Source organism: Wukongibacter baidiensis, from assembly GCF_050888315.1.
Taxonomy (GTDB): domain Bacteria; phylum Bacillota; class Clostridia; order Peptostreptococcales; family Caminicellaceae; genus Wukongibacter; species Wukongibacter baidiensis.
Genome location: NZ_CP138202.1, coordinates 5842816 through 5865633, shown reverse-complemented (window position 1 = coordinate 5865633; position 22818 = coordinate 5842816). Strand labels below are relative to the sequence as shown.

General features: G+C 31.5%; 17 protein-coding genes, 1 other RNA gene and 1 other annotated feature. Of the genes, 5 read left to right on the top strand and 13 right to left on the bottom strand.

Features of this window, described 5'->3' with window-relative positions:
- Positions 1-222: 222 nt before the first annotated feature.
- From serA to R9X47_RS26790, 7 genes are all read right to left on the bottom strand, one after another.
- Positions 223-1818, bottom strand: a complete 1596-nt coding sequence (gene serA / locus R9X47_RS26820; protein ID WP_432664121.1) for a phosphoglycerate dehydrogenase — start codon at positions 1816-1818, stop codon at positions 223-225.
- A 100-nt stretch (positions 1819-1918) separates the two neighbouring features.
- Positions 1919-2127 (bottom strand) — a binding site (T-box leader).
- 157 nt (positions 2128-2284) lie between these two features.
- Entirely contained in the window at positions 2285-3559 is a 1275-nt protein-coding gene (locus R9X47_RS26815; RefSeq protein ID WP_432664120.1) for a homoserine dehydrogenase, read from the bottom strand.
- Positions 3560-3572: 13 nt separating this feature from the next.
- Positions 3573-4010 carry an ACT domain-containing protein gene (locus tag R9X47_RS26810; RefSeq protein WP_432664119.1) on the bottom strand — a complete coding sequence of 146 codons (438 nt, stop codon included), beginning with the start codon at positions 4008-4010 and terminating at the stop codon, positions 3573-3575.
- Positions 4011-4192: 182 nt separating this feature from the next.
- The gene (locus R9X47_RS26805) at positions 4193-6082 is read right to left on the bottom strand and encodes a YgiQ family radical SAM protein (RefSeq protein ID WP_432664118.1); all 1890 of its coding nucleotides are present in this window, start codon (positions 6080-6082) and stop codon (positions 4193-4195) included.
- Between the two features lie 200 nt (positions 6083-6282).
- Positions 6283-6525, bottom strand: coding sequence for a YkuS family protein (locus R9X47_RS26800; RefSeq protein WP_432664117.1), 243 nt, complete (start codon positions 6523-6525; stop codon positions 6283-6285).
- A gap of 245 nt (positions 6526-6770) precedes the next feature.
- Entirely contained in the window at positions 6771-7778 is a 1008-nt protein-coding gene (locus R9X47_RS26795) for a LacI family DNA-binding transcriptional regulator (protein ID WP_432664116.1), read from the bottom strand.
- A gap of 33 nt (positions 7779-7811) precedes the next feature.
- Positions 7812-13193: a diguanylate cyclase gene (locus R9X47_RS26790; RefSeq protein ID WP_432664115.1), complete on the bottom strand. Its 5382-nt coding sequence runs from the start codon at positions 13191-13193 to the stop codon at positions 7812-7814.
- 443 nt (positions 13194-13636) lie between these two features.
- Between R9X47_RS26790 and R9X47_RS26785 the strand changes: the two genes are divergently transcribed.
- Positions 13637-14614, top strand: a complete 978-nt coding sequence (locus tag R9X47_RS26785) for a M23 family metallopeptidase (protein ID WP_432664114.1) — start codon at positions 13637-13639, stop codon at positions 14612-14614.
- Positions 14615-14724: 110 nt separating this feature from the next.
- Positions 14725-15132 carry a bactofilin family protein gene (locus R9X47_RS26780; protein WP_432664113.1) on the top strand — a complete coding sequence of 136 codons (408 nt, stop codon included), beginning with the start codon at positions 14725-14727 and terminating at the stop codon, positions 15130-15132.
- A gap of 165 nt (positions 15133-15297) precedes the next feature.
- Here R9X47_RS26780 and R9X47_RS26775 read toward each other — a convergent pair whose 3' ends face one another.
- The 3 genes from R9X47_RS26775 to R9X47_RS26765 form a co-directional block, all read right to left on the bottom strand.
- Positions 15298-16791 carry a PLP-dependent aminotransferase family protein gene (locus tag R9X47_RS26775; protein ID WP_432664112.1) on the bottom strand — a complete coding sequence of 498 codons (1494 nt, stop codon included), beginning with the start codon at positions 16789-16791 and terminating at the stop codon, positions 15298-15300.
- 309 nt (positions 16792-17100) lie between these two features.
- Positions 17101-17292 (bottom strand): hypothetical protein, encoded by a 192-nt coding sequence (locus tag R9X47_RS26770; RefSeq protein WP_432664111.1) that lies wholly within the window; start codon positions 17290-17292, stop codon positions 17101-17103.
- Positions 17293-17388: 96 nt separating this feature from the next.
- Complete coding sequence (locus R9X47_RS26765) at positions 17389-17631, bottom strand: hypothetical protein (protein ID WP_432664110.1); 243 nt, start codon at positions 17629-17631, stop codon at positions 17389-17391.
- 154 nt (positions 17632-17785) lie between these two features.
- Between R9X47_RS26765 and R9X47_RS26760 the strand changes: the two genes are divergently transcribed.
- Positions 17786-19339, top strand: a complete 1554-nt coding sequence (locus tag R9X47_RS26760; protein WP_432664109.1) for a putative polysaccharide biosynthesis protein — start codon at positions 17786-17788, stop codon at positions 19337-19339.
- 84 nt (positions 19340-19423) lie between these two features.
- On the opposite strand, the gene ssrS is transcribed toward R9X47_RS26760, so the two are convergent.
- Positions 19424-19606, bottom strand: a non-coding RNA gene (gene ssrS, locus R9X47_RS26755) — 6S RNA.
- A gap of 285 nt (positions 19607-19891) precedes the next feature.
- On the opposite strand from ssrS, the gene R9X47_RS26750 reads away from it, so the two are divergent.
- Positions 19892-20341: a YaaR family protein gene (locus R9X47_RS26750; protein WP_432664108.1), complete on the top strand. Its 450-nt coding sequence runs from the start codon at positions 19892-19894 to the stop codon at positions 20339-20341.
- Positions 20342-20452: 111 nt separating this feature from the next.
- Here the strand turns inward: R9X47_RS26750 and R9X47_RS26745 are convergent, their stop codons facing one another.
- Positions 20453-21361: an RluA family pseudouridine synthase gene (locus R9X47_RS26745; RefSeq protein ID WP_432664107.1), complete on the bottom strand. Its 909-nt coding sequence runs from the start codon at positions 21359-21361 to the stop codon at positions 20453-20455.
- Between the two features lie 20 nt (positions 21362-21381).
- Positions 21382-21792, bottom strand: a complete 411-nt coding sequence (locus R9X47_RS26740; RefSeq protein WP_432664106.1) for a (deoxy)nucleoside triphosphate pyrophosphohydrolase — start codon at positions 21790-21792, stop codon at positions 21382-21384.
- Between the two features lie 167 nt (positions 21793-21959).
- Between R9X47_RS26740 and R9X47_RS26735 the strand changes: the two genes are divergently transcribed.
- Positions 21960-22769 (top strand): NAD(+)/NADH kinase, encoded by an 810-nt coding sequence (locus R9X47_RS26735; RefSeq protein ID WP_432664105.1) that lies wholly within the window; start codon positions 21960-21962, stop codon positions 22767-22769.
- The last annotated feature ends 49 nt before the right edge of the window (positions 22770-22818 follow it).

The window sequence follows — 22818 nt, the reverse complement described above, 5'->3', positions numbered from 1 at the left end:
AGATCTTTACGAAATGAAAGTGATATGTGTTTCTACTCTTTATTATAAACGATTTCCCATCACTTTTTTACAATTTTTTTGCAAATTATCAAAATTTGTTAGCAAACTAGTGTTTTATCGCAATAAAGTGCTATATAGCTAAATCAATGCTTTGGGGTATCGAACAAAAAATCCTTCAGGAAGTTTATTAGTTTCCTGAAGGATTTTTTGTTCAAAATTATGCTAAAGTCTAACTTTTTTTGCCGATATGATATTATCTATTGTTTTAACCTTCTTTAGGGTTTCACTTGATACATTGTTATCAACGTTTAATAACATCAATGCCTCTTCTCCCATATTTATTCTACCTACCTGCATTGAAGCAATATTCACATTTTCATTGCCCAATAATGTTCCTATCTGACCTATAACACCTGGAATATCCTTATTTTGTATGATTATCATGTGCTCACTAGGCATAACATCTACCTCATAGCCAAGTATTTCAACAAGTCTGCCTTCATTTTTAGTAGATAGGTTTCCTGAGAGTGTGAAAACATCATCCTTACTTCTGATTTTAACCTTAACTAGATCAGTATATCCGTTATAGTTCTCACTATATTTACTTTCATTAACAATCATTCCTCGTTTTTTCGCAATTAGTCTTGCGTTTACATAGTTAACACGCTCTTTAATAACCGGTTCTAATAAACCCTTGATAAATGCCACTGTAATCATCTCTACATCTTGGTTAGAGATATTTCCATGATAACTTATATCTACTACATCTATTGGTGATGAATACAGCTGATAATACATTTTACCCAGTTTTTCCATAAGGTTCAAATATGGCTTTATTTCCTTGAGCTCATCTCTATTAAGGGTTGGTAAATTAATTGCATTTGGGACTACTTCACCTTCTAGAGCACATAAAACTTGCTTTGCTATTGATACCCCTACATTTTCTTGAGCTTCATTAGTACTTGCTCCAATATGGGGAGTAACAACGGTCTCTTCTAAATCAAAAAGTGGGTTGTTGTATGAAGGTTCTTGTTCATGTACATCTATACCCGAACCTACTACTTTGCCACTTTTTATCCCCTCTAAAAGCGCTTTCTCATCGACTATACCTCCCCTTGCAACATTTACTATCCTTACTCCATCCTTCATCTTCTTTATCTGTTCATCACTAATCATAGCAATTGTTTCAGGAGTTTTAGGAGTGTGAACAGTTACAAAGTCTGCCTCTGCTAATAATTCATCCAGAGTTTCTTTCTTTGTTACTCCATATCTTTCAAATCTTTCGTCAAGTATATATGGGTCGTAGGCAATAACATTCATATCGAAGGCCTTCATTCTAGCTGCAACTAGCCCTCCTATTCTTCCAAGACCTATGATACCTAAGGTTTTATTGTAAAGTTCAGTTCCAATAAAGCGCTTTCTATCCCACTTCCCAGATTTAAGATAGCTATTTGCTTTAGTTATCTTTCTAGATGATGCTAATAAAAGTCCTATAGTTAACTCACATGCTGAAATACTATTACTATCTGGTGTATTAGCTACAACTACACCATGCTTTGTAGCCTCTTCTATATCAATATTATCTATACCATTTCCTGCTCTACCTACAACCTTAAGCTTTTTAGCATGCTCAAATAATTCTTTATTTACCTTAGTGCTACTTCTAACTATAAGCCCATCATAATTTTCAATCTCTTTTAACAATTCTTCTCTCTCTAGGTCAAGTTTTACATCTACTTCTACCTCGGCTTCTAATACTTTTTTTATTGCTTCGATATTTACCCTTTCGGCAATCAACACTTTTATTTCTTTATTCATGTTACCCTCTCCCCTTTTAACATATTTTTATATTTTTTTCTGTGTAATATAAATTTCATGATGCCTATTTTTAAAAATAAAAACCCCGTCCTCGACATACGTCAAGGACGGGGAACATTAATCCACGTGGTACCACCTTGTTTTACTGTAAATAATCACAGCCTTATTATTTAACGGTAACTACCGGCATAGGTTTCTTACCCCTATACAGCTTAGGATCGGATTCAATAACTCTCTATATCGGTTTGCACCACCCACCGACTCTCTATAATAGATTCATTATTTACTACTATCCTTCATAGCTATTATGCAAAAATATTTATATTTTGATTTAAGAATTATAAAGCTAAAACCTTGTATCGATATTGGGTTTTCATATAATTGTAATGCCATAAGAGATTAAAGTCAATACAAGAAGTTAATTTTTATGTATAAATTTGTTTATATATACATTCATTACTGACCTCTATATATTTTCAACCTTTAATATACTTGCAACTCTTTCTACATACTCATATCTGCCAACTTCTTCTAAAGCTTTATCTAACATTTCCTTTTCTATGTCATGGGCAATAAATACTAACGGCACTGTCTCTTCACCCCTGCCTTTTTGAACCACTGACTCAAGACTTATCCCATATTCACCAAATGTCATAGCTATATTACCTAAGACTCCTGGTTTATCAACTACCTGAAGGCGAACATAGTATTGACTTTTACCTATACCCTTTACTTCTATATCACTTTCGGAGTCGCAGGCTGCTACATTATTCTCTATATCATTTTTAATTGCCTTTGCTACAGATAATATATCAGCTAGAACCGCACTTCCTGTAGGAAGTGATCCAGCGCCCTTACCGCATAGTAAAAGTTCTCCCACTGCATTTCCCTTTACAAATAGTGCATTAAACTCATTATTAATGGCAGCCAATGGATGCTCATTTGGAACTAGAGCTGGGTGTACATAGATCTCAATAAAATCTTCATGCTTTTTAGAAACTGCTAAAAGCTTAATCTTATAGCCTAGCTCAGATGCATATTCAATATCACTCTTTTGTATCTTTGTGATACCCTCTCTATCAATTATCTTTGCTGGTACGTTTAAACCATATGCAATAGATGTCAAAATTGATATCTTAAATGCCGCATCTTCTCCTTCTATATCTGAAGTCGGGTTTGCTTCTGCATAACCATTATCCTGAGCTAATTTTAAAGCATCTTCAAAACTAAGATTCTCACTTGTCATTTGAGTTAAAATATAGTTTGTTGTACCGTTTATGATTCCTATGATTTCTTCTATTTTATTGGCTGCTAAACTTTCCATAAGTGTATTTATGATAGGTATTCCACCACCAACGCTGGCTTCGTACTTTATAAATACACCATTCTCATTTGCTAAGTCCTGAAGTTCCTTTCCATGCGTAGCCATTATAGCCTTGTTAGCTGTAACTATATGTTTACCATGGCAGATAGCTTTTTTAATATGTTCAAATGCAGGATCTAGTCCTCCCATTAGCTCAACTACAATTTTTATTTCTTCATCCTTTAAAATATCATCGAAATCAGTTGTTAGCATTTCATTATCTACTGAAAGCTTTCTCTCTTTATTCTTTGACCTCACTAATATCTTTGAAACATCAATATTGCTTCCCAAATATTTAAATATTTCCTTTGAGTTTTCTTGTACTATTTGATATACGCCGCTTCCTACGTTTCCCATTCCTAATATTGCAATTTTCATTACGATTCTCCCCCTATCCCATAGCTACTAAATTGGTCATTATAACTCCTGGTGCGTTTTTTACTTCATCCATTAGCTCATCAAAGTCAATTTCTAAGCTCGAAATATCAAAGGTTATGCTGACATTGGCTATTTTATTAATCGGTATATTCTGATTTATTGTTAGTATATTACCCTTCTTATCCGCAATTAGGTTTAAAAGATCCGATAGTATTCCAGTCTCATGCTCTAAAAGAAGAGAGATAGTAACCTTTTTTCCTAAGTTTCCTTCTGATAATGCAAAAACATAGTCTTTGTATTTATAAAAAGTACTCCTACTAATACCAACATTTTTAACCGCCTCAGTTATTCCTTTAACTTTACCGCTTCTTATTAATTCCTTAGCCTTTAACACCTTTTCAAAAACATCTGGCAATATTTTTTTGTCAATTACTAGATATTTATTCTTCATAATAGCCTCCTATGTATTTCGTACACAAACATTTGTATTCCAAATGTGGACTTAGGAAATATTATAACATACTCTGCATACTAATACAATATTATTTTTAGTAAAAATTGAGTTTCATTATTTGCATTATATGTATAGTTAATAAGGGCACTATACTTGCTACAGTATGTGCCCTTGTTTATCTATCTTCTCTTGGATTGTCGTCCTTTTGTTTTCTTACTTTTAAAGTTTCTCTTACCACTATTAGTCTTTTTCTTAGCTTTAGGATTTTCCTTGTTTTTTGGTCGTATTAAGCATTTTGGTTCAAAGCCAATCAAATCTTCTCTACCAGCAAGTATCAATGCCTTGGCTACTAAGTCATAGTTTTTGGGACTTCTATACTGTAATAAAGCTCTTTGCATAGCCTTTTCCAACTTATTTTTAGGAACATACACAGGTTTCATATCCATTGGGTTTAATTCCGTATGATACATGCAAGTTGACAATGTTCCTGGAGTTGGATAGAAATCCTGTACCTGTTCAGGATAATAACCAATGTCTCTTAGGTACTCTGCTAGTTCTATTGCCGACTTTAGCGTACTTCCAGGATGACTCGACATTAAATAGGGCACAATAAATTGTTTCTTACCTATCTCTTTATTAATAGCATAAAACTTATCTACAAACTTTTCGTATACATCTCTACCAGGCTTCCCCATAAGTTTTAATACTTCATCGGATATATGCTCCGGAGCAACCTTTAGCTGGCCACTTACATGATGGGTACAAAACTCCCTAAAAAACTCCTCATCTTTATCTGCAATAATGTAATCATATCTAAGCCCTGATCTTACAAAAACCTTCTTTACATTAGGAATGTCTCTAAGCTTTCTTAGTAGCTCAAGATAGTCCTTATGATCAATTGTAAGGTTTTTACATGGGTCTGGAAATAGGCACTGCTTATTCTTACATGCACCCTTCTTTAATTGTTTATCACAGGCAACGTGCCTGAAGTTTGCTGTAGGGCCTCCGACATCATGTATGTATCCTTTAAAATCTTTATCCTGAGTTATTTTTTCAGCTTCCTCTACTATTGACTCATGGCTTCTACTTCTAATGATTCTACCTTGATGAAAAGCCAATGAACAGAATGAACAGTTACCAAAACAACCTCGTTCACTAATTATACTGTGTTTTACCTCTGTAATTGCTGGAATTCCTCCAAACTTTTCATAGGATGGATGATAATTTCTTTGATATGGCAGAGAATATACTTTATCCAATTCTAGCTGAGTCAAAGGCATAGTTGGTGGGTTTTGAACTAGATACTTATTTCTATGCTTCTGTACAAGTACCTGCCCTGTCACAGGATCTTGTTCTTCGTATTGAATTCTAAATGCCCTAGCAAAACTCTTCCTATTATCTTCTATTTCTTCAAAAGATGGAATTGATCTATAATCATATATATTCTCTAGGTCGTCAGTTATAAAGCAAGTTCCATGTATATGTCTTATATACTGTATTTCAAGACCATCATTTAGATTGGTTGCTATTTCCCTTATTTGATTTTCTCCCATACCATAAACTAATAAGTCTGCCGTGCTATCAATAAGGATAGATTTTCTAACCTTGTCACTCCAATAATCGTAGTGAGCAAACCTTCTCAAACTTGCTTCAACACCGCCAATAATGATTGGCATTTTCTTATAGGCCTGTCTTATTAAATTGCAATATACTATTGTAGCTCTATCAGGCCTTAGTCCAGCCTTACCACCGGGCGAATATGAGTCCTTTGTTCTCGGTCTTTTACTTACTGTATAATGATTAACCATAGAATCTAGGTTTCCAGCTGTCACTAAGAAACCCAATCTAGGTCTTCCCAGTTTTTTTATATCCTTAGTGTCTTTCCAATCAGGTTGGGCTATTATTCCCACTTTAAACCCAATATTTTCTAAGGTCCTCGAAATTATTGCTGCACCAAAGCTAGGATGGTCAACATAAGCATCTCCAGTAACTATAATGAAGTCTACTCTTTCCCAATCCCTTTTTTGCATATCTTCTTTACTTATAGGTAAAAAGTCATTTATAGTCATACAACCACCTGTCTAATTATTTATTTTAAGATTACACGATATGACTATACTATCAAAGTTTCAATCTAAACTCAACAGATTTCAATAAAGATATTAATTAAAGGGCTGTCTTATAAAGAAATCTTATAAGTACAGCCCCCGGGGTGTTTCAGAATGAATGAATTTCTGCGTTATTCTGAGACATCCTCTTATTCTTTTCTTTATAAAGTCCTTTGAAGTTCTTTATGTACATCCTCAGGTGTTAATCCCTTAGCATATACAACAGTTCCATTTGTAGAGGTATCATGCATACCTAAAAAGTTGCTATTTTGACCTGTTACTACAATAGCATCAAAGGAATTAATTTTGTCTCTATTATTTTCTAGACTTTCAACATCATATCCTTGTTCCTTTAAGTAATCTTTTACATTGCTTAAAGATTTTTCTACAGCTACTCTTTTCAAAATATCACCTCCTGCTAAGTGTTATTATTTGTCAGCAGGAGCGAAAATATTCTTAAACCCAGATTAATATATAGAAATCGCAATAAGCTTTTTATAGGAATTTAAGTATAGATTAAGTTCTACTATAGATATGCAACATTAATATTCAAAGTAAATTTTTGTGAAAATAATGAACGCTTCTACATTTTTTCGCAGAAATTTATTACACCTTAAAGTTGCTTATCTCTATGTAAACCCTATACATTTTATTTAATGTTTCTACAACTATCCCTTTCAACTAACTCATGGGGTAGAATAAAAATATTTTCTTTAGTTTGCTCACCCTTGATTTTCTTAATTATAACTCTTATTGCCACAGCTCCAATATCATATATCGGCTGTCTTATGGTAGTCAATTTAGGCCTGTAGATTGATGCAAGCTTGATATCGTTAAATCCAACTACAGAAACATCTTCTGGTACGCTAAAATTGTTATCGATAAGACAATTTATTGCTCCAAAGGCCATGGAGTCTGTTGTAGCAAATATTGCAGTCGGCAAAATATCATCGGCTATCATTTCTCCAACAGCATCATAGGCCATTTCTAGGTTGTAATGACAATCCTTAACTAATCTTTCGTCTATTTCAAGATTATGCTCTTTCATAGCCTTTGCATATCCTTCATATTGGTCTATACCAAAAACATAGTTTTCCTTCCATCCTCTTATAAGCGCTATTCTTTTGTGCCCTTTTTCAATAAGGTATTTCGTCATATCATAGGATGCCTGGTGATGATCTATACAAACTGAAGTAATATCATAGTCAGAAGTATCTCTGTTTATCATTACTATTGGTACATCTTCTTTACTAAAAAACTCTTTATGCTCTTCTCTTAACTCCCAGGTCATAAATATTATTCCTTCAACCTGCTTTGATTTCAATAGATTTAGGTATCTTAGTTCTTGATTGAGTTCTCCATAGGTATTACAAAGAAGTATATCATACCCATACATTTTTCCAATCTCTTCTATACCATTTAATACTTCTCCAATGAAGAAATTTGAAATATTAGGAACAATAATACCTATAAGTTGACTCTTTTTCATTACAAGGCTTCTTGCAACAGGATTTGGAGTATATCCAGTTTCCTCTATAACCTTTAACACTCTTTGTTTTATCTCATCGCTAACTGGTTTTGAATCATTAATTACCCTCGACACAGTAGAAATCGACACATTTGCTTGTTTTGCAACATCTTTAATTGTAACTGTCATACCTCTCACCTCTTTTATCTTGAATTCTTTATTTTAAATCATTGAACCTATAATGCCACTTAAGGAATTAACTAAATTAAATACTTTAAAGTCTAGTTCTTTTTCATTGATTGGTACAGATAAAAGTAAAATTCCTTTCTGTACATCTTCATTAATCAGAGGAACAATTATAAACGAATTCCAATTTGGAACGCCTGTAAAATTATCTACCTTAGAAATATCATTCCAATCTATGAAAAAATCACCCTGTTTTTTGTCTATAAAATCAGCTATTATTTCATTATTAAACTTAAAATCTTCTACCCATTTAGCATTTGCTCTCTCTCTTACATGGATTTCATTTATTATACCATCTTTCACTTCAAAAATGGCTGCAAATTCCGTTTCAGTAATTTCTATAAGATATCCAAGGACTTCAAATATCTTATCGGTCTTTGCAGTGGATTTTTTTAACAATTCAATTACATCTAATATAAAGTTTACATTTCGATGATCTGTAGAAATATTACCTGTTATTATACCAGCTAGTTTATCATATCTATACTTATCATAACCGATGTGTTCATCCCATATGGTTGTTCTATTCCTACCACTCTTTTTTGATTTATATAAAGCCTGATCTGCTTTTTCAATCAGTTCCTCTTCATTTTTTCCATTATTCGGAAAGGATGAGATTCCAAAACTCATAGTTAATTCAGTATTGTTACCTAATAATCGCTTATCCTCAACAACTGTTCTAAGCTTTTCACAAACAATATATGCATCCTCTAAATCTGTTTCTGGAAGAATAATTATAAATTCCTCTCCACCATATCTACCTACTAGATCAGTTTTTCTTAAACTGTTTTTTAATATCTTACCTATCTTAGCAAGTACTTCATCACCTTTTCTATGACCATAGAAATCATTGACATTCTTAAACTTATCAATATCACACATAATAACTGATAATTTCAATTCATTTCTTTGGGCAAGTATCATTTCTTTTTTAAATAAATCTTCTATATGTTTTCTTAGATAAACATTCGTCAGTTTATCAATGCTTGACACCTTCTTTAAATCATAGTTTTGTATCATAACATATAGTAGGTTCATTAAAGTACAGCATTTTTCATAGGTTTCCTTAGTAAAGTTATTAAATACACGCTTAGTATCTAGATACATATAGCCAGCTATTTCGTTTGAATATATTCTATTTTCAAACTTTCTTCGATCATTTCCATTGGAATCAACAAAATTTTCTTGATCAAAATTTTTAATTGGTATACAAATTAAGGACTTAATCTCATTATGTTTAAAGCGATTGCTGTCAAACTGTTTCTGGTTTGTAACTATTATATCATTGCCTTGATTGTTTACAGTTTTGAGAACATCTTTGATTTCTTGTGTTATTTCATTGTTTCCAATATTTATAACTTCTTGTATTTCTCCAAGATCATTAGTTATAAATACAAAACCTCTTTCGGCAAGGCATAATCTAGCACAATATTTTAATATTAGTTTAATGTTAAACGATTCATCCTTTTTTAAGCTTTGTATAAGGTCTTTTATGTCTGTAATCTGTACTGGCAGCTCATCCCTTGACTCTTTGTAAACGGACTTCATAAATTTCTTGTTGTTAAAAAAGGTATTTAAATCTGAAAAATCAAAAAACTCTTCTATAGATTCTCTATCTATAATGCTTTCTATCTTACACTTTTCACTTTTTTCTCTACCAAGAATCTTTGTCTTTAGGTCCTCTATCCTCTGTTTAACCACACAGTTTATTTCGTACCCAAATATATAGTTCTTTCTAAGCCCGTCTGGAATTCTATATGCTAAACTTTTTAATATATCTAATGAAGTTATATAGTTACTTAAGGCATTAAAGTAATCATCTCTTTTATAATATTCATCACCTAAAATCTTAAATATTCTCCATTCATACTCATACAATTCTTTACTTTCCAGTTTATTTAAAAGTTCCTTAAAAAACTCAATTTTATTATCACTGAGTAATCCTAATGCAAAGCTCCTTTTAAAGTCTAATATATCTGTATTAAATTCATCCTTTAAATTCGTATCTAAATCAATAAAGTACTTTACATAGTCCATTTCATCCTTTATCATCAAAATATATACTAGGTTAATCAAAAAATTTCTTAATGGCTTCAAACGAATTTTATCAATATTTTCTAATAGAAAATGTTTTATTTCTTTTATATTTATAGATTTGTCTGGATGAAAATCAGATTGAAACTTAAACATCTTAAACTCTAATAGTTTTAGTTCTAAGTCAAAATCAACTTTTCTATCTTCTATTGCTTCAAAGAATTCCTCATACCATTTATCAGCTAAATCGTAGTTATGTATTTGAGTATAGAAGTCAACATGTATAAGATAATATTCGTAAAAATATATATCATATCTACTATAATTTTTAAATTCAGCCTCTAGTTTTTGCAAATAAAAGTACGCTTTATCATACTGATATAGACTCAAATAGGTATGACATAGATGAATATATGAAGCAAATAGAATGCTTATATCTCCTATTTCAATACTTATATCCACGGCTTTATCAAAATAACTTATAGCATCGCCATACATATCATCGTAAAAATATGTCTCTCCTATATTCATAAGATAAATATTCTTATCGGTTATATAGTTGTATTTCTCAAATAAGCTTAGTGCTTTATTATAATATTCTCTGGCCTTAGTTATATTCTTATAAGCTTCTAAATAAAGTACACCTATATTATTTAAAGGACTTGTTGTCCCAATATTATTGTTAGATTTTTCAAAGAAAAAAATACTTTGTTCAAAACAATATCGTGCTTTAGACATTTCACCTTCTGCATAGCATAATTTACCCTTTTCATTAAAGAACTGAGCTGTATAGGTATATTGTGAGTTTTTCAGACTCATATTTATATATTTATCCAAAAGGATTTTTAAGTTAGGATGAGTCTTTGTAAAGACTAAAAGTCTACATTGCTGTAATGCTCCTGCAAGTTCGCCTTCTACATACTCAATATTCCTAGATAACATAATTGACTCTTCGAGCATACCTTCTGCAATATCTATTTCATTCCTATAAAAATGTATATAGGCTAATTTATTATGTGAATCTATAAGTGGCCTTTGTAATCCACTCTTTTTTGATATTTCGACTACCCTAGTGAATTTTTCTAAAGCTTTCCCGAGCTCACCTGTAAGTACATAAATGTATCCCATTTTCATCAAAACATCTACTAAGGCTTTGAGGTCACTACAGTCTTTTAAAAGCTCTATCGCCCTATTGTAGAAAATAATAGCTTGGTTATAGATATGCAATTGTTCCATTTTTTCTGCTGCCTTTATGCAATACTGGGTTGCCTTATTAAATGAGCCACAACTAGTATAATGATACACAAGCTCAACGGTATAATCTCTACCTTCGCTAAGGTAGAATTCTTCTAAGACATTTGCAACATTAGAGTGGTATATATTTTTTTCTTCCTCACTAATGTTATTATATATAAATTTCTTTATATGCTTATCATAATAATCATATGAATATCCCCAGTCTTCAAATTTTTCATTAATGATTCTTAGAGATACTAGTCTAACTAAAATCTTAATAGTTGTGTTTTGATCTGCGTCTATAATCTTACAAATGGTTTCTATAGACACGGGGGTATGAAAAACAGATATAATATCTAATACCTTTCTAGTATCGGAATCGAGTGACCCTATAGACTTTAGCCTGGCATCATCAATACTTGATGGAAGCTTTAAATTATATATATCATCTATATCTGCCATCCATAATCTAGAGTCATTAACGAGTATTTCTTTATCCACAAATAAACTCTTCACTATTTCTTCTACATATCTCGGGTTTCCACTGGTTTCTTCCATTATTTTTGTAGTTAATTTCATGGGCCTATGATCCATTCCCAAGATATTTTTAAGCATAATAGCAGCTTCTTCGAAGCTCATTCTCCTAAGCCCTATAAACTTTGTATTTATCTTCATTTTAAATCGATTTAGAAATTCAGTAATATCATGAATTTCCTCATCAGTATAGGTGCAAATGAAAATTAAGGAACTGTCCTTCGTATTTCTTACTAAATATTCAAGTATATTTAAGTCGTTCTTATGGACACAATTAATATTGTCTATAATAATGACTAAAGGATTTTTAGCTGTGAATTCATTGATGAAATTGTAGATACGATTATTTAATCTGAGTATTTCCTTATCCTCAGCCAATGTTTCACTAGGCTTTATATTCCACATCGATGCAAGGTCTGGTAGTATTTTTACTAACTCACTTCCATATTTACTAACTAATTCATTATCTATTTTATTCCGTGTAACTATAAACCTTATAATCCTTTTATAAATATGAAAAATTTCATTATTTTCCTGGCTAAGTTCAATGGAACAAACACTTATCTTATTCATTGTAATCTGAAAGTTAATTTCTTTAACGAATCTACTTTTCCCTACACCATCTTCTCCATGTACAAACATAAAATTGCTTTTTGATTTCCCTAATAGCTTGCCATTAACAGCCTCTAGAATCATATTCTTTTCTTTAGTTCTATTTACCAAAGGAATATTGAAGTTTAGCTTTTCATAGCAATCCTTATCAAAGAAATCACAATCTATATCTAGATATCCTTCAATATCTTTTATAATCTCTAAAATACTTTTGTATCTACTACTTGGATCGGGTGCTGTCATCTTTTCAATTATTTTATATAAGTAATTATTACTATTCTTTTTAAATACCTCACTAAAATTGTTTCTTTTATAATCTAAGCCACTAATAAGATAGAAGTAGATGACGCCAAGTGAATAGATATCAGCGGATTTATCTCCAATTTTCCCTAATCTTATTTCTGGAGCAATAAATTGAACATTAAACTCACTAAAGGACTTCATATTTTTGTAGAGCTGTGTTATTGTTACTAAATCTTTTAGTTTATAATCTATATCATTTCCATTATTAACGGTCATTATATTTTTAAAGTTTAAAAACTTGTAGTTTATACCCCTAAAGTGAAGATAATTTAAAGCATAGCATAGTTTAATAAATAGATCAGTTATCTCTTGCTCAGACAAGGTTTTGTAATTGCCAAGGTTTTCACCAACATACTCAGCAGTATAGAAATACTGAAAGTCGTCGAACTTCTTATTATCAATTGTATTTATTACACTAAAACTATTGCATTTTTGTATGTACATATGCTTGACTGAAGATATAGAAATAAAGTTATTTATAAGATAATCTATGAATTTTTTATCCCTATTTTTAATATCAATCAGCTTCAATAGTATTTTTGTGCTTTTATTTGATAAGTCTGTAGCGATATAGGTAGTACCATAGACATCCCTTTGAAGAGTGTCTAGTATCTTGTATCTGTTGTTTACAAGTTTCATAACTGTGCCCCCTTGGCAAAATTTCAGGCGGTTATATGCAATATCTAAAATCCTTAAAACAATGTTCTAAAAGCTTTGATTGTTCATAAATATTATTTGTAAATCCTTTTTAATCGTCAACTATATTAAATTCTACAATTTATTTGAAATTCCTTTATTTACCCATGATTATTCATAGAAATTTCAAAACTCTGCTTATCCCTTTTAAACTTTCTATGAGCAATCGATCTTAAGTTATTTTTATGTGAATATAAGTCACCTACTTTTTCTCTATATTTTAAAGAGGATTTTGACTTTTTTTGTTGAATTATAGTTAGAGTAATTATTCTGTAACATTTTATTTAGAAAATTGTAATATTTACAATCTGGGTAAAATGGGTCTATAGGTTGGATTTATAAGCGTGTTCTATTATTGTTATTTTTATACTTGGAGGCTATAATCTATGGATATTTTTAAAAAGTTCAAAAATATGTTTAAAGAAAATTTCACCTTTGTTATAATTCCTCACGATGGTAAGAAAACCAAACAATTCAAATTCTATAAGCCAACAATTTATTTTTCTATAGTTGCTTTCATAGTCACTTCTCTATTCTTTGTACTATCAACGATTTACCTTTTTACCAATAATAACTTATTATCCGATAATTTAACTAAAAAAGTGGATAAAATTAATCGGCTAAACGATATTGTAGAACGTCAACATGATGAAATCGAAGATTTAAAAAACACTTCCAGCCTTGTTATAGACAAGCTATCAGAACTATATGATCTTGAAAATAAAATCAGAAACATGGTGGGGCTAAATTCAATGGAAAATAGTGGAGTTAACGATGAAGCCTCTACTACATCTAGATCCTTTGATATTTTTTCAGAAGCAATGGCAGCTATAGATAATCAAGAGCTTCAGGGGATAGCTGATTTAACTGATACTGACTCCATAGATGCTATTACAAGTTTAATAAACTCTCAAAAAGAGAACTACGGTACACTAATCACAGATGTCGAAAAGCAATTAAAGTATTTGGACTCTAGACCAGATATTTGGCCTGTAGGTGGAAAAATAACTTCACCCTTTGGATATAGAAAGCATCCTATTACTAGAAGGCGTCACTTCCACAAAGGTATTGATATCGCTAACAAAACCGGTACAAAAATTATTGCAGCAGGCAGTGGCATTGTTACATACGCGGGATGGAATGGTGGCTATGGAAAGGTAATTATAGTTGCACACGGCTATGGATATAAAAGTGTATATGCTCATAATAAAGAGAATCTTGTAAATGTCGGCGACAGAGTCACAAAGGGACAAGAAATTGCTGAGCTTGGTAATACTGGGAGAAGTACTGGTCCACACTTACATTTTGAAGTTCGCTATAATGGTCAGCATATTGACCCTTTAAATCTACTTGAAGATAAGTAACATTTTCAAAATACAGTATTCTTCACAGCAAATTATTTTCTTTATTACAGATACTATTTTGATTACATACATATTGATTATTCATAAATTTTTTAATAGGAGGATTTAATATGTTTAAAAAAACGAATGGCGTTGTTTCACCCCAAGGATTTGATACATTAATAGGCAGTAATGCGGCCTTTGATGGCTCTTTGAAAACAAGTGGTTTATTGAGAATTGATGGTATTTTTAATGGTGATATTGAAGTAGACGGGGACATAGTAGTTGGAGAAGATGGTAAGATAATAGGCAATGTGAAAACTAGTAATATTGAGATTTGTGGACTAGTTGAAGGAAATGTTATTGCATCTAATCAACTTAAGATATCTAGTTCGGGAAGGCTCTTCGGCGATATAGAAGTAAGCAGCTTTATTGTAGAAGAGAAGGCTATATTTGATGGTAAGTGTAAAATGAAGAACGATGTTGTTAAAGGTATGGAAGTTATTAAAGGAAGTAAAGGCGAGCAACAAGCACAATAAACTAGGGTGTTTCAGAATGGCGAATTTCTGCGTTATTTAAAATCCAGGCGACTTGGCACGTACGTCAGTACTAGCCAAACCGCCTGGATTTTAAAACCTTGAACTTCACTCATTCTGAAACACCCTTGGGCTGCACTTTATGATGCAGCCTTTTTTTTTGCAATTTTATAATATCGGTCTATATGTACTTTTCTTTTGGGTTTTTGTATTCTTTTTCCCGTAGCATTTAGTTATAGCTTGGCTTAGTCTTTGAATTCCAACCTTTATATCATCTGGATAGACCCCTGCTATACTTAATCTTAAAAAATTGCTGTCTACTTCATCGGGATAGAAGATGCCGCCGGGAACGAAGGCTATATTCTTATTTATACTTTGGGAATACAATTCTTTTGATGAAAAACCTTCATCCAGCCCAACCCAAAAATTTATACCTCCCAAGGGCTTAGAAAATGTAGTCCCTTCTGGCAAGTACTTCTCTAGGCTTTCAACCATAATATCAAATCTTTCCTTATATATCTTATTCATGTATGTAATATGTTTTCTCCAAATCCCCTTTCTCAAATATAAATCAAAGGATCTTTGTATAAGACCCGATGTAGAGATATCCGAGCTTTGTTTTGCAATTAAGATTTCATTGTTTAGTGATATTGGAACTATAAGAAATCCTAATCTTAATCCAGGCATAAATATTTTGGAGAAGCTTTTAATATAGATTACATTCTCATATTTATCCATACTTTTCAGTGTAGCATTTTCATTTGTATAGAAATTCAAATCCGTTGAAAAATCATCTTCAATTATAATAAGACCTTTTTTATTAGCTAGTTCCAATAGTTCCCTTTTAGTTTTCATGCTATATGAATAGCCCGTTGGGTTTTGAAAGTTAGGCATTGTATACATTAACTTTGGTTTATGCTTATCAATATAGGTTTCAAGAAGATTAAGATCAATACCATCCTTTTGAATTGGCAGTTGGAGCATTTTAGCTCCTCTAGATTGGAAAGTAGCTATTGCACCCGTATAGGTTGGTGATTCAACTATAACAGTATCACCATGCTTTAACAGTGCCTTCGATATTATATCAATCCCTTGCTGTGCTCCTGATATTATTTGTATGTTCTCGATCAAAGTATCTATTCCATAAAAATCTAAGTACCGAACTATATATTCTCTTAATGGAAAGTATCCCTTACTTTCTTGATATCCAAAGGCCATGCCTTTATCTCTATCTAAAACCTCGTTCAAAACATGTTTAAAATCGTCTACAGGAAATAACTCAGGTGTTGGCGTTGCACTAGCAAAGTTAATCATATTTTCTCTTACTTCTATTTGACCCCTATCCATCAGTCTTATATCTTCATAGGCCTCATCGTCTATTCCATCAAAATCCCTTACGTAAGTATCATCCTCAATGGGTGCCACAAAGGTACCGCTTCCTATCTTTTTATAAACATAATTCTTACTCTCAAGTAAGCCATATGCCTTCACCACAGTTATATTGTTCACATCTAGAAAGTTTGCAAGCTTTCTAATGGGAGGTAATTTTTCGTGTGGTTTCATATCTTTATTAATTATCAAGTCCTTTATAGAGTTATACAACTGAGTATATAAATGTTCATCTAAATCACGATTGAGGCTAATTTTTTTTAACTTATCCATAACAAACCATCCTTATCTCTTCCTAATGAATATCTGGGTTATAATATATTTTATCCATATAGGTTTATTATAAACGAATCTAGGACTATTTGAAATGAAAAACTAAATCGAGTGTGGAAATCCACACTCGATTTTAGATTGTTGATAAAGTCAACAAGATGTAGGCTTCCCAGAAAGCTGAAGTTCAAGGCGTGATGAAATCAAGAGACCGAAGCATATAAAGACATACGTAAGGGTTCTTGATTGAATCAATAACAAAGAAATTTGAGTTTCTGGGTAGCCTAAAATAGAGTGAGGGAATCCCACACTCTATTTGTTATCATATTTATCCATTAATTTTTGTAATTCTCTTGCTTGCATTCCTGTTTCTTCGGCAAATCGCTTGAATGTACTACTTACTTCATTGTCCTTTACCTTCTTTGCAAACATTTCATAATCACGTACATTTTCCTGAGCATCAAGTAATTTTTTCATAACTGTATCTCTAGTATTTAGTTCCATTTATATAACACCTCCTATCATTTATCAATATTATTTTCTCTTTTAAGTCTTATTTTATGTATTAAAAATAATTATTTTATGTATAATAAATCAGCCTTACTGAAAAATCTTATCAATCGTAATACGCTTATCCTCATTACAATTTGTACAGGAAAATAGATGTACACATTTGTCATATGGAACTCCATCTACTTTTTCAGTTATGCTCATATCAAGATAAGAGCTATAGTCATCATAGTACTCAGATATTCTACCTCTATCATTCATCTTTTCATTACAATTTTTACACTCTATATCATATTCTTGTAATCCATTGCACAACGGACAAATTAGTTCCATGCTTTCATCTCCTTTGTATTATTATTCTTTTCTCTGACAAAAAAAAAATTCAAAAAATCTTTGAAATTATTCACGGTGGAATATTTGATTTGCTTTCAGAATACTTATTATAGAGTCGTTTTTAGGATGTGAAGAAGGGAGGAAAGGTAATAAATTGAGAAAGAATTCATTCATATATAGTACTATCGTTTTAATAATAGCAAATTTTTTAGTACGCTTTCTTGGATTTGTCTATAAGATTTTATTGTCACGTTATTTAGGATCTGAGGGAATAGGCCTATATCATTTAGTTTTTCATGCCTTTTTAGTAATTGTAACTATTACTTCCTCTGGTATTCCCGTTGCAGTGTCTAAGATTACTGCACAAAAAATGATACAAAACGATTATAAGGGATGTAAAAAAACTTTATTTACTAGCATACTATTAGGTTTATCTCTATCTCTTGTTCTATGTATACTTATATATAACAATCTGGAGCTTTTAATAAAATATCTTATAAAAAGTAGTAAGCTAAATAATAGTTTGTTAGTACTAATTCCTGCTATACCTATTGTTACTTTATCATCCATTATTAGAAGTTATTTTTATGGTATAAAAAATGTTATGCCTTCTGCAAATGCCCAGATAGTAGAACAGTTTGTTAGAATCGCTTTCGTACTTAGTATCTTATATTATTTTGAACCACAGGATTTAAGACTCTCTGTAATGATTGCGACTTTAGGAATAGCAATCGGAGAAATTGGAGGTCTTCTTATTCTTCTTGTTAAACTGAGGTCATCTAATTTAGGTAGTTCACAGATTATAAAAAAAGAGGTTAATCCTACTAGTTCACCTCATATTTTATGGAAGATCATTGTTATTTCGATCCCAATTACTTTATCCAGATTGGTTTCGGTATTAATGCAATCTGCCAACATGTTCCTTGTTCCCCACCGCTTACAGGCTGCCGGTTTTACTTTGGATCAATCAGTAACCACCTTCGGTGAGGTGGTAGGTATGACCATGCCTCTATTATTTCTACCTTTTATTGTTACTTCGGCCTTCGTTGTAAATCTGGTTCCAAATATATCGGCGGAGAATACTTTAATGAGATCCACAAATATTGAATTAAAATCAATACTGGCCATAAGGGTTGCGTTAATAATTGCTATCCCAATCGCTTTTATATTCTTCTTTTTTTCTACGCCTATATGTTCTTTTCTTTATAGTAAACCAAGTGTAGGAAATTATCTTAGGTATTTGTCAGTAACAGTAATTTTCCTAAGTCTTCATCATATTATTGCAGGAATACTACATGGTTTAGGCAAACAAGTTTTAACAACTATAAATTATCTCATTGGTATGTCTCTACATTTTGTTTGTATATATTATTTAGTTGCAATGCCTAGTTTTGGAATTAATGGCTTTATTATAGGGTTTATATTTTCTTCATTTCTGATTCTTTTGTTGAATTTTATATCCCTCAGGCATTTTCTCACTATAAGAATTAAATTCCTTAAGCATATTCTAAGCCCTATTATATCTTCTATATTTATGACACTAATTATAGTTATGGGTAATAAGTATTGTATAGCTCTGGGATTATCACTTCAGCTAAGTATTCTATTACCTACCCTTTTAGGAGGCCTAGTGTATTGGGTATGCATTATAATGACAGGCAGCATTAAGATTGAAACAATAGAGTATATTTTTTCTATGAGTAAATAGAAACGAAGAGTACCAGTCTCCTCGTTTTAGTCAGATTTTTCTTTGAAAAAAAACCTTCATTCTATTTGAATGAAGGTTTTTTAATGGCAACCCAAGATGTCGTCACCTTGTAAATTCACACCCTTTTTCACAAAGGTGGGTACTCTATTTTATGCTTCTGACTTCCATAATAATATTGTTATGGCATCCCATAGACATAAAAACTTAAGCTCCCGGATATTCATTGGTGGTTGAATTTTAAGGCCCGAACGATCATCCTAGGCTCATATTGTTATCTTTATTATAACTCATAAATATGCAAATTGAAAGCATATCGAAGATATTCTGTTTGATTTTTTCGAATATTCCGACTACACATAGTTAGTATTTCCTATAAATAAAAAAATAATTTAAAAAAGTAGTAAATCTATCCGAAATATATTATATAGGAAGAATCTATATCTTTTTATATAAAGATTTAAATAAAGACTTTATGGATGCTTTTGTAGTATAATTAAATTACGTAATTATTTCTTTATATTTTCTTCTTAAAAAAACGAGGTGTTAATATCTATGAAAATATCAGACGTAACCAAACATAAATCTCTTAGTTCATTAGCAGTTAAAGAGTCAGCTAAACCCCCAAGGGAAGCCCCAAGTGACTTTGCCTTAAAACTTAACAAGTTGGATGGGGATGCATTACACGAAAAGCTAAGTAGCTTATTAAGCGACATTAATGCTCAATCAAAGGAAATTGAAAAGAAGTTTGATTTAGGAGAAGTTGTAAAATATAAAAAATTGGTTAAGGAGTTTCTGAGCCTAACGGTTAATAATTCACATAAATTTTCAAAGGAGAATTTTTTAGACCGAAGGGGTAGACATAGAGTTTTGTCTATAGTGAGACAAGTAGATGGTGAATTAGAAGGCTTAACACAGGATTTTCTAAAAAAAGAAAAGGATAAATTGAAAATTATAAATAGACTTGATGGCATCAGAGGGATGCTGTTAGATATATTTATGTAGAGTATGCCTCACAATGACGAATTGCTGCGTCATTTAAAATCCAAGCGGTTTGGCATGTACGTTAGTACTAGCTAAACCGCCTGGATTTTAAATATTTTCTTTTGCAATATTTTATTTTGATAGCTTTGATATAAGATTCCTTATATCCTCAGGCATTTCTGCCTTTACAAACTTTTCTTCACCGGTTCTTGGCTGAAAGAACTTCAATGTTTCTGCATGAAGAGCTTGTCTTTTTATTAAATTCTCGTTTACCTCACCATAAAGTTCATCTCCAATTAATGAATGACCTATATGCTTCATATGAACTCTAATCTGATGTGTTCTTCCGGTTTCGAGTCTAAGTCTTACAAGGCTAGCATCATTGTATCTATCTATAACTTCATAATGTGTTATACTTCTTTGGCCACTTTCAATAACTACTCTATGTATCGAATCACTCTCCATACGTCCTATGGGTTCGTCTATTGTACCAACATCATTTTTTACTATTCCATTAACAACAGCTAAGTACTTTTTTTCTACCATGTCTTTTTGCATTTGATTGGACAAAGCCTGTTGTGCAAATGGATTTTTTGCAATCATTAATAATCCCGATGTATCCCTGTCCAATCTATTGATAAATCTAATTTTAAAACTCTGCTCAGTTTTATTCAAGTAATTAACTAGTCCATTAGCAATGGTATAATCGGGATGTCCCTTTGTTGGATGCACTACAATGTTTGGCTGTTTATTGATAATTAGTAGATCCATGTCTTCATATACAACGGATATTGGGATATCCTGTGGTTCAAATTGATTAGCCTCGTCCTCCATTATTACCTTTACCATATCCCCTCTTCTTAACTTACTATCAAGGGAAATATTATAATTATTGACAAAAATATTTTTACTTCTTTTTAATTTTCTAGTCAATCTTCCCGAAATCTTCAGTTTATCATACAGTACTTCCTTTAGTTTGATTCCAGCTTCTTCTTCCTCTATTTTATATAGTAAAGTCCTTGAATTCATTTCATTATTCATTTTATCACCCTGATTCTATTTTATATATTATCCCAGATTGTATCCTTAAACTTTAATATCTTATCAACGATAGGCTTATCTGCATCAAGAAAATCATATTTCTCAAATTCATTTAAACTTATCCATTTATACTCTACACACTCAATAGCTAATGCTTTATAGCTATTTGAATCACATAGATATGCTATAAGGAGGACTGTTTTGTCACTATATCTATGATACACTACTTCGAATATTTCTCCAACAACAATATCTAAATTTAACTCCTCTTTTATTTCTCTTCTAAGACAGTCCTTCAAAGTTTCGTTCTCTTCTAATTTTCCTCCTGGAAACTCCCATTTATATTTATCTAACTCCTTTACATATCGTTTGGCAATCAAAATTTTATTATTACATCTAATCACTCCAGCTAAAACAATTATTGGATACATAGAATCACGTCCTAAAATTTTTATGCTATAAATATATACTTTGAAGGAATTTTAAAATTATTCAAGAATAATACTATCTATATAGAAATGATTTATAAATCTGCATATTGTAAAAGATTTATTGTTAAAAATAATATTCGAATATATTAATTTAAAGGAGCTTTACTATGGAGCCGATGAATAAAATAATAAATGTAATTTCAAATAGTAAACCAGTTTCAAAAGAAACTGAAAGAATTTTAAAGCATAAGCTTGAAAAGAACAATTTCACAGTTGCAAAAAGCTTTGATCCAAACGGAGATTTAATTATCTGTATAGGCGGAGATGGTTCCTTCTTAAGGACTCTTCATAGATTTAACTTCCCTGATATGCCAATTATAGGAATCAATACTGGTCATCTTGGTTTTTTTCAAGACTTGTCTCCCCATGAATTAGATGAATTTATCTTCAAGTATAGGAAGGGAGATTATAAGATAGATGAAATCCATCCAGTAGAAGCTATAATATGTACTCGAGATAGCTGTATTGAAATCTTAGGAATAAATGAAGTTATAATAAGAGGTTATAAATCTACAACGATTCATTTAAATCTTTCGCTTGATGAAAGCTTCTTAGAAAAATTTAGCGGTGATGGCATATTAGTTTCCACACCAACTGGTAGTACAGCATACAATTATTCCCTAGGTGGAAGTATAGTAGATCCAAGGCTTAATATGCTTCAGATCACACCTATTGCACCTATTAATACCGTTGCCTACCGTTCATTTACTTCAAGTATAATTGTGCCGAAATATTCGACTATAAAGGTTCATCCCGAATATGCATATGAAAATTCTATACTGATTGCTTCAGATGGTACTGAACATAGATATAATGGTATAGTTGAAATACAAATAAAACTATCCGAGCTAAAGGTTAAGCTTTTAAGATTTAAAGAGTATAACTTCTGGGATAAGGTTAAAGAGAAATTCCTATAAAAAAGTCTTTGATAAAGATTCTCAAGGTTGACTTTTTTGAAACACATAA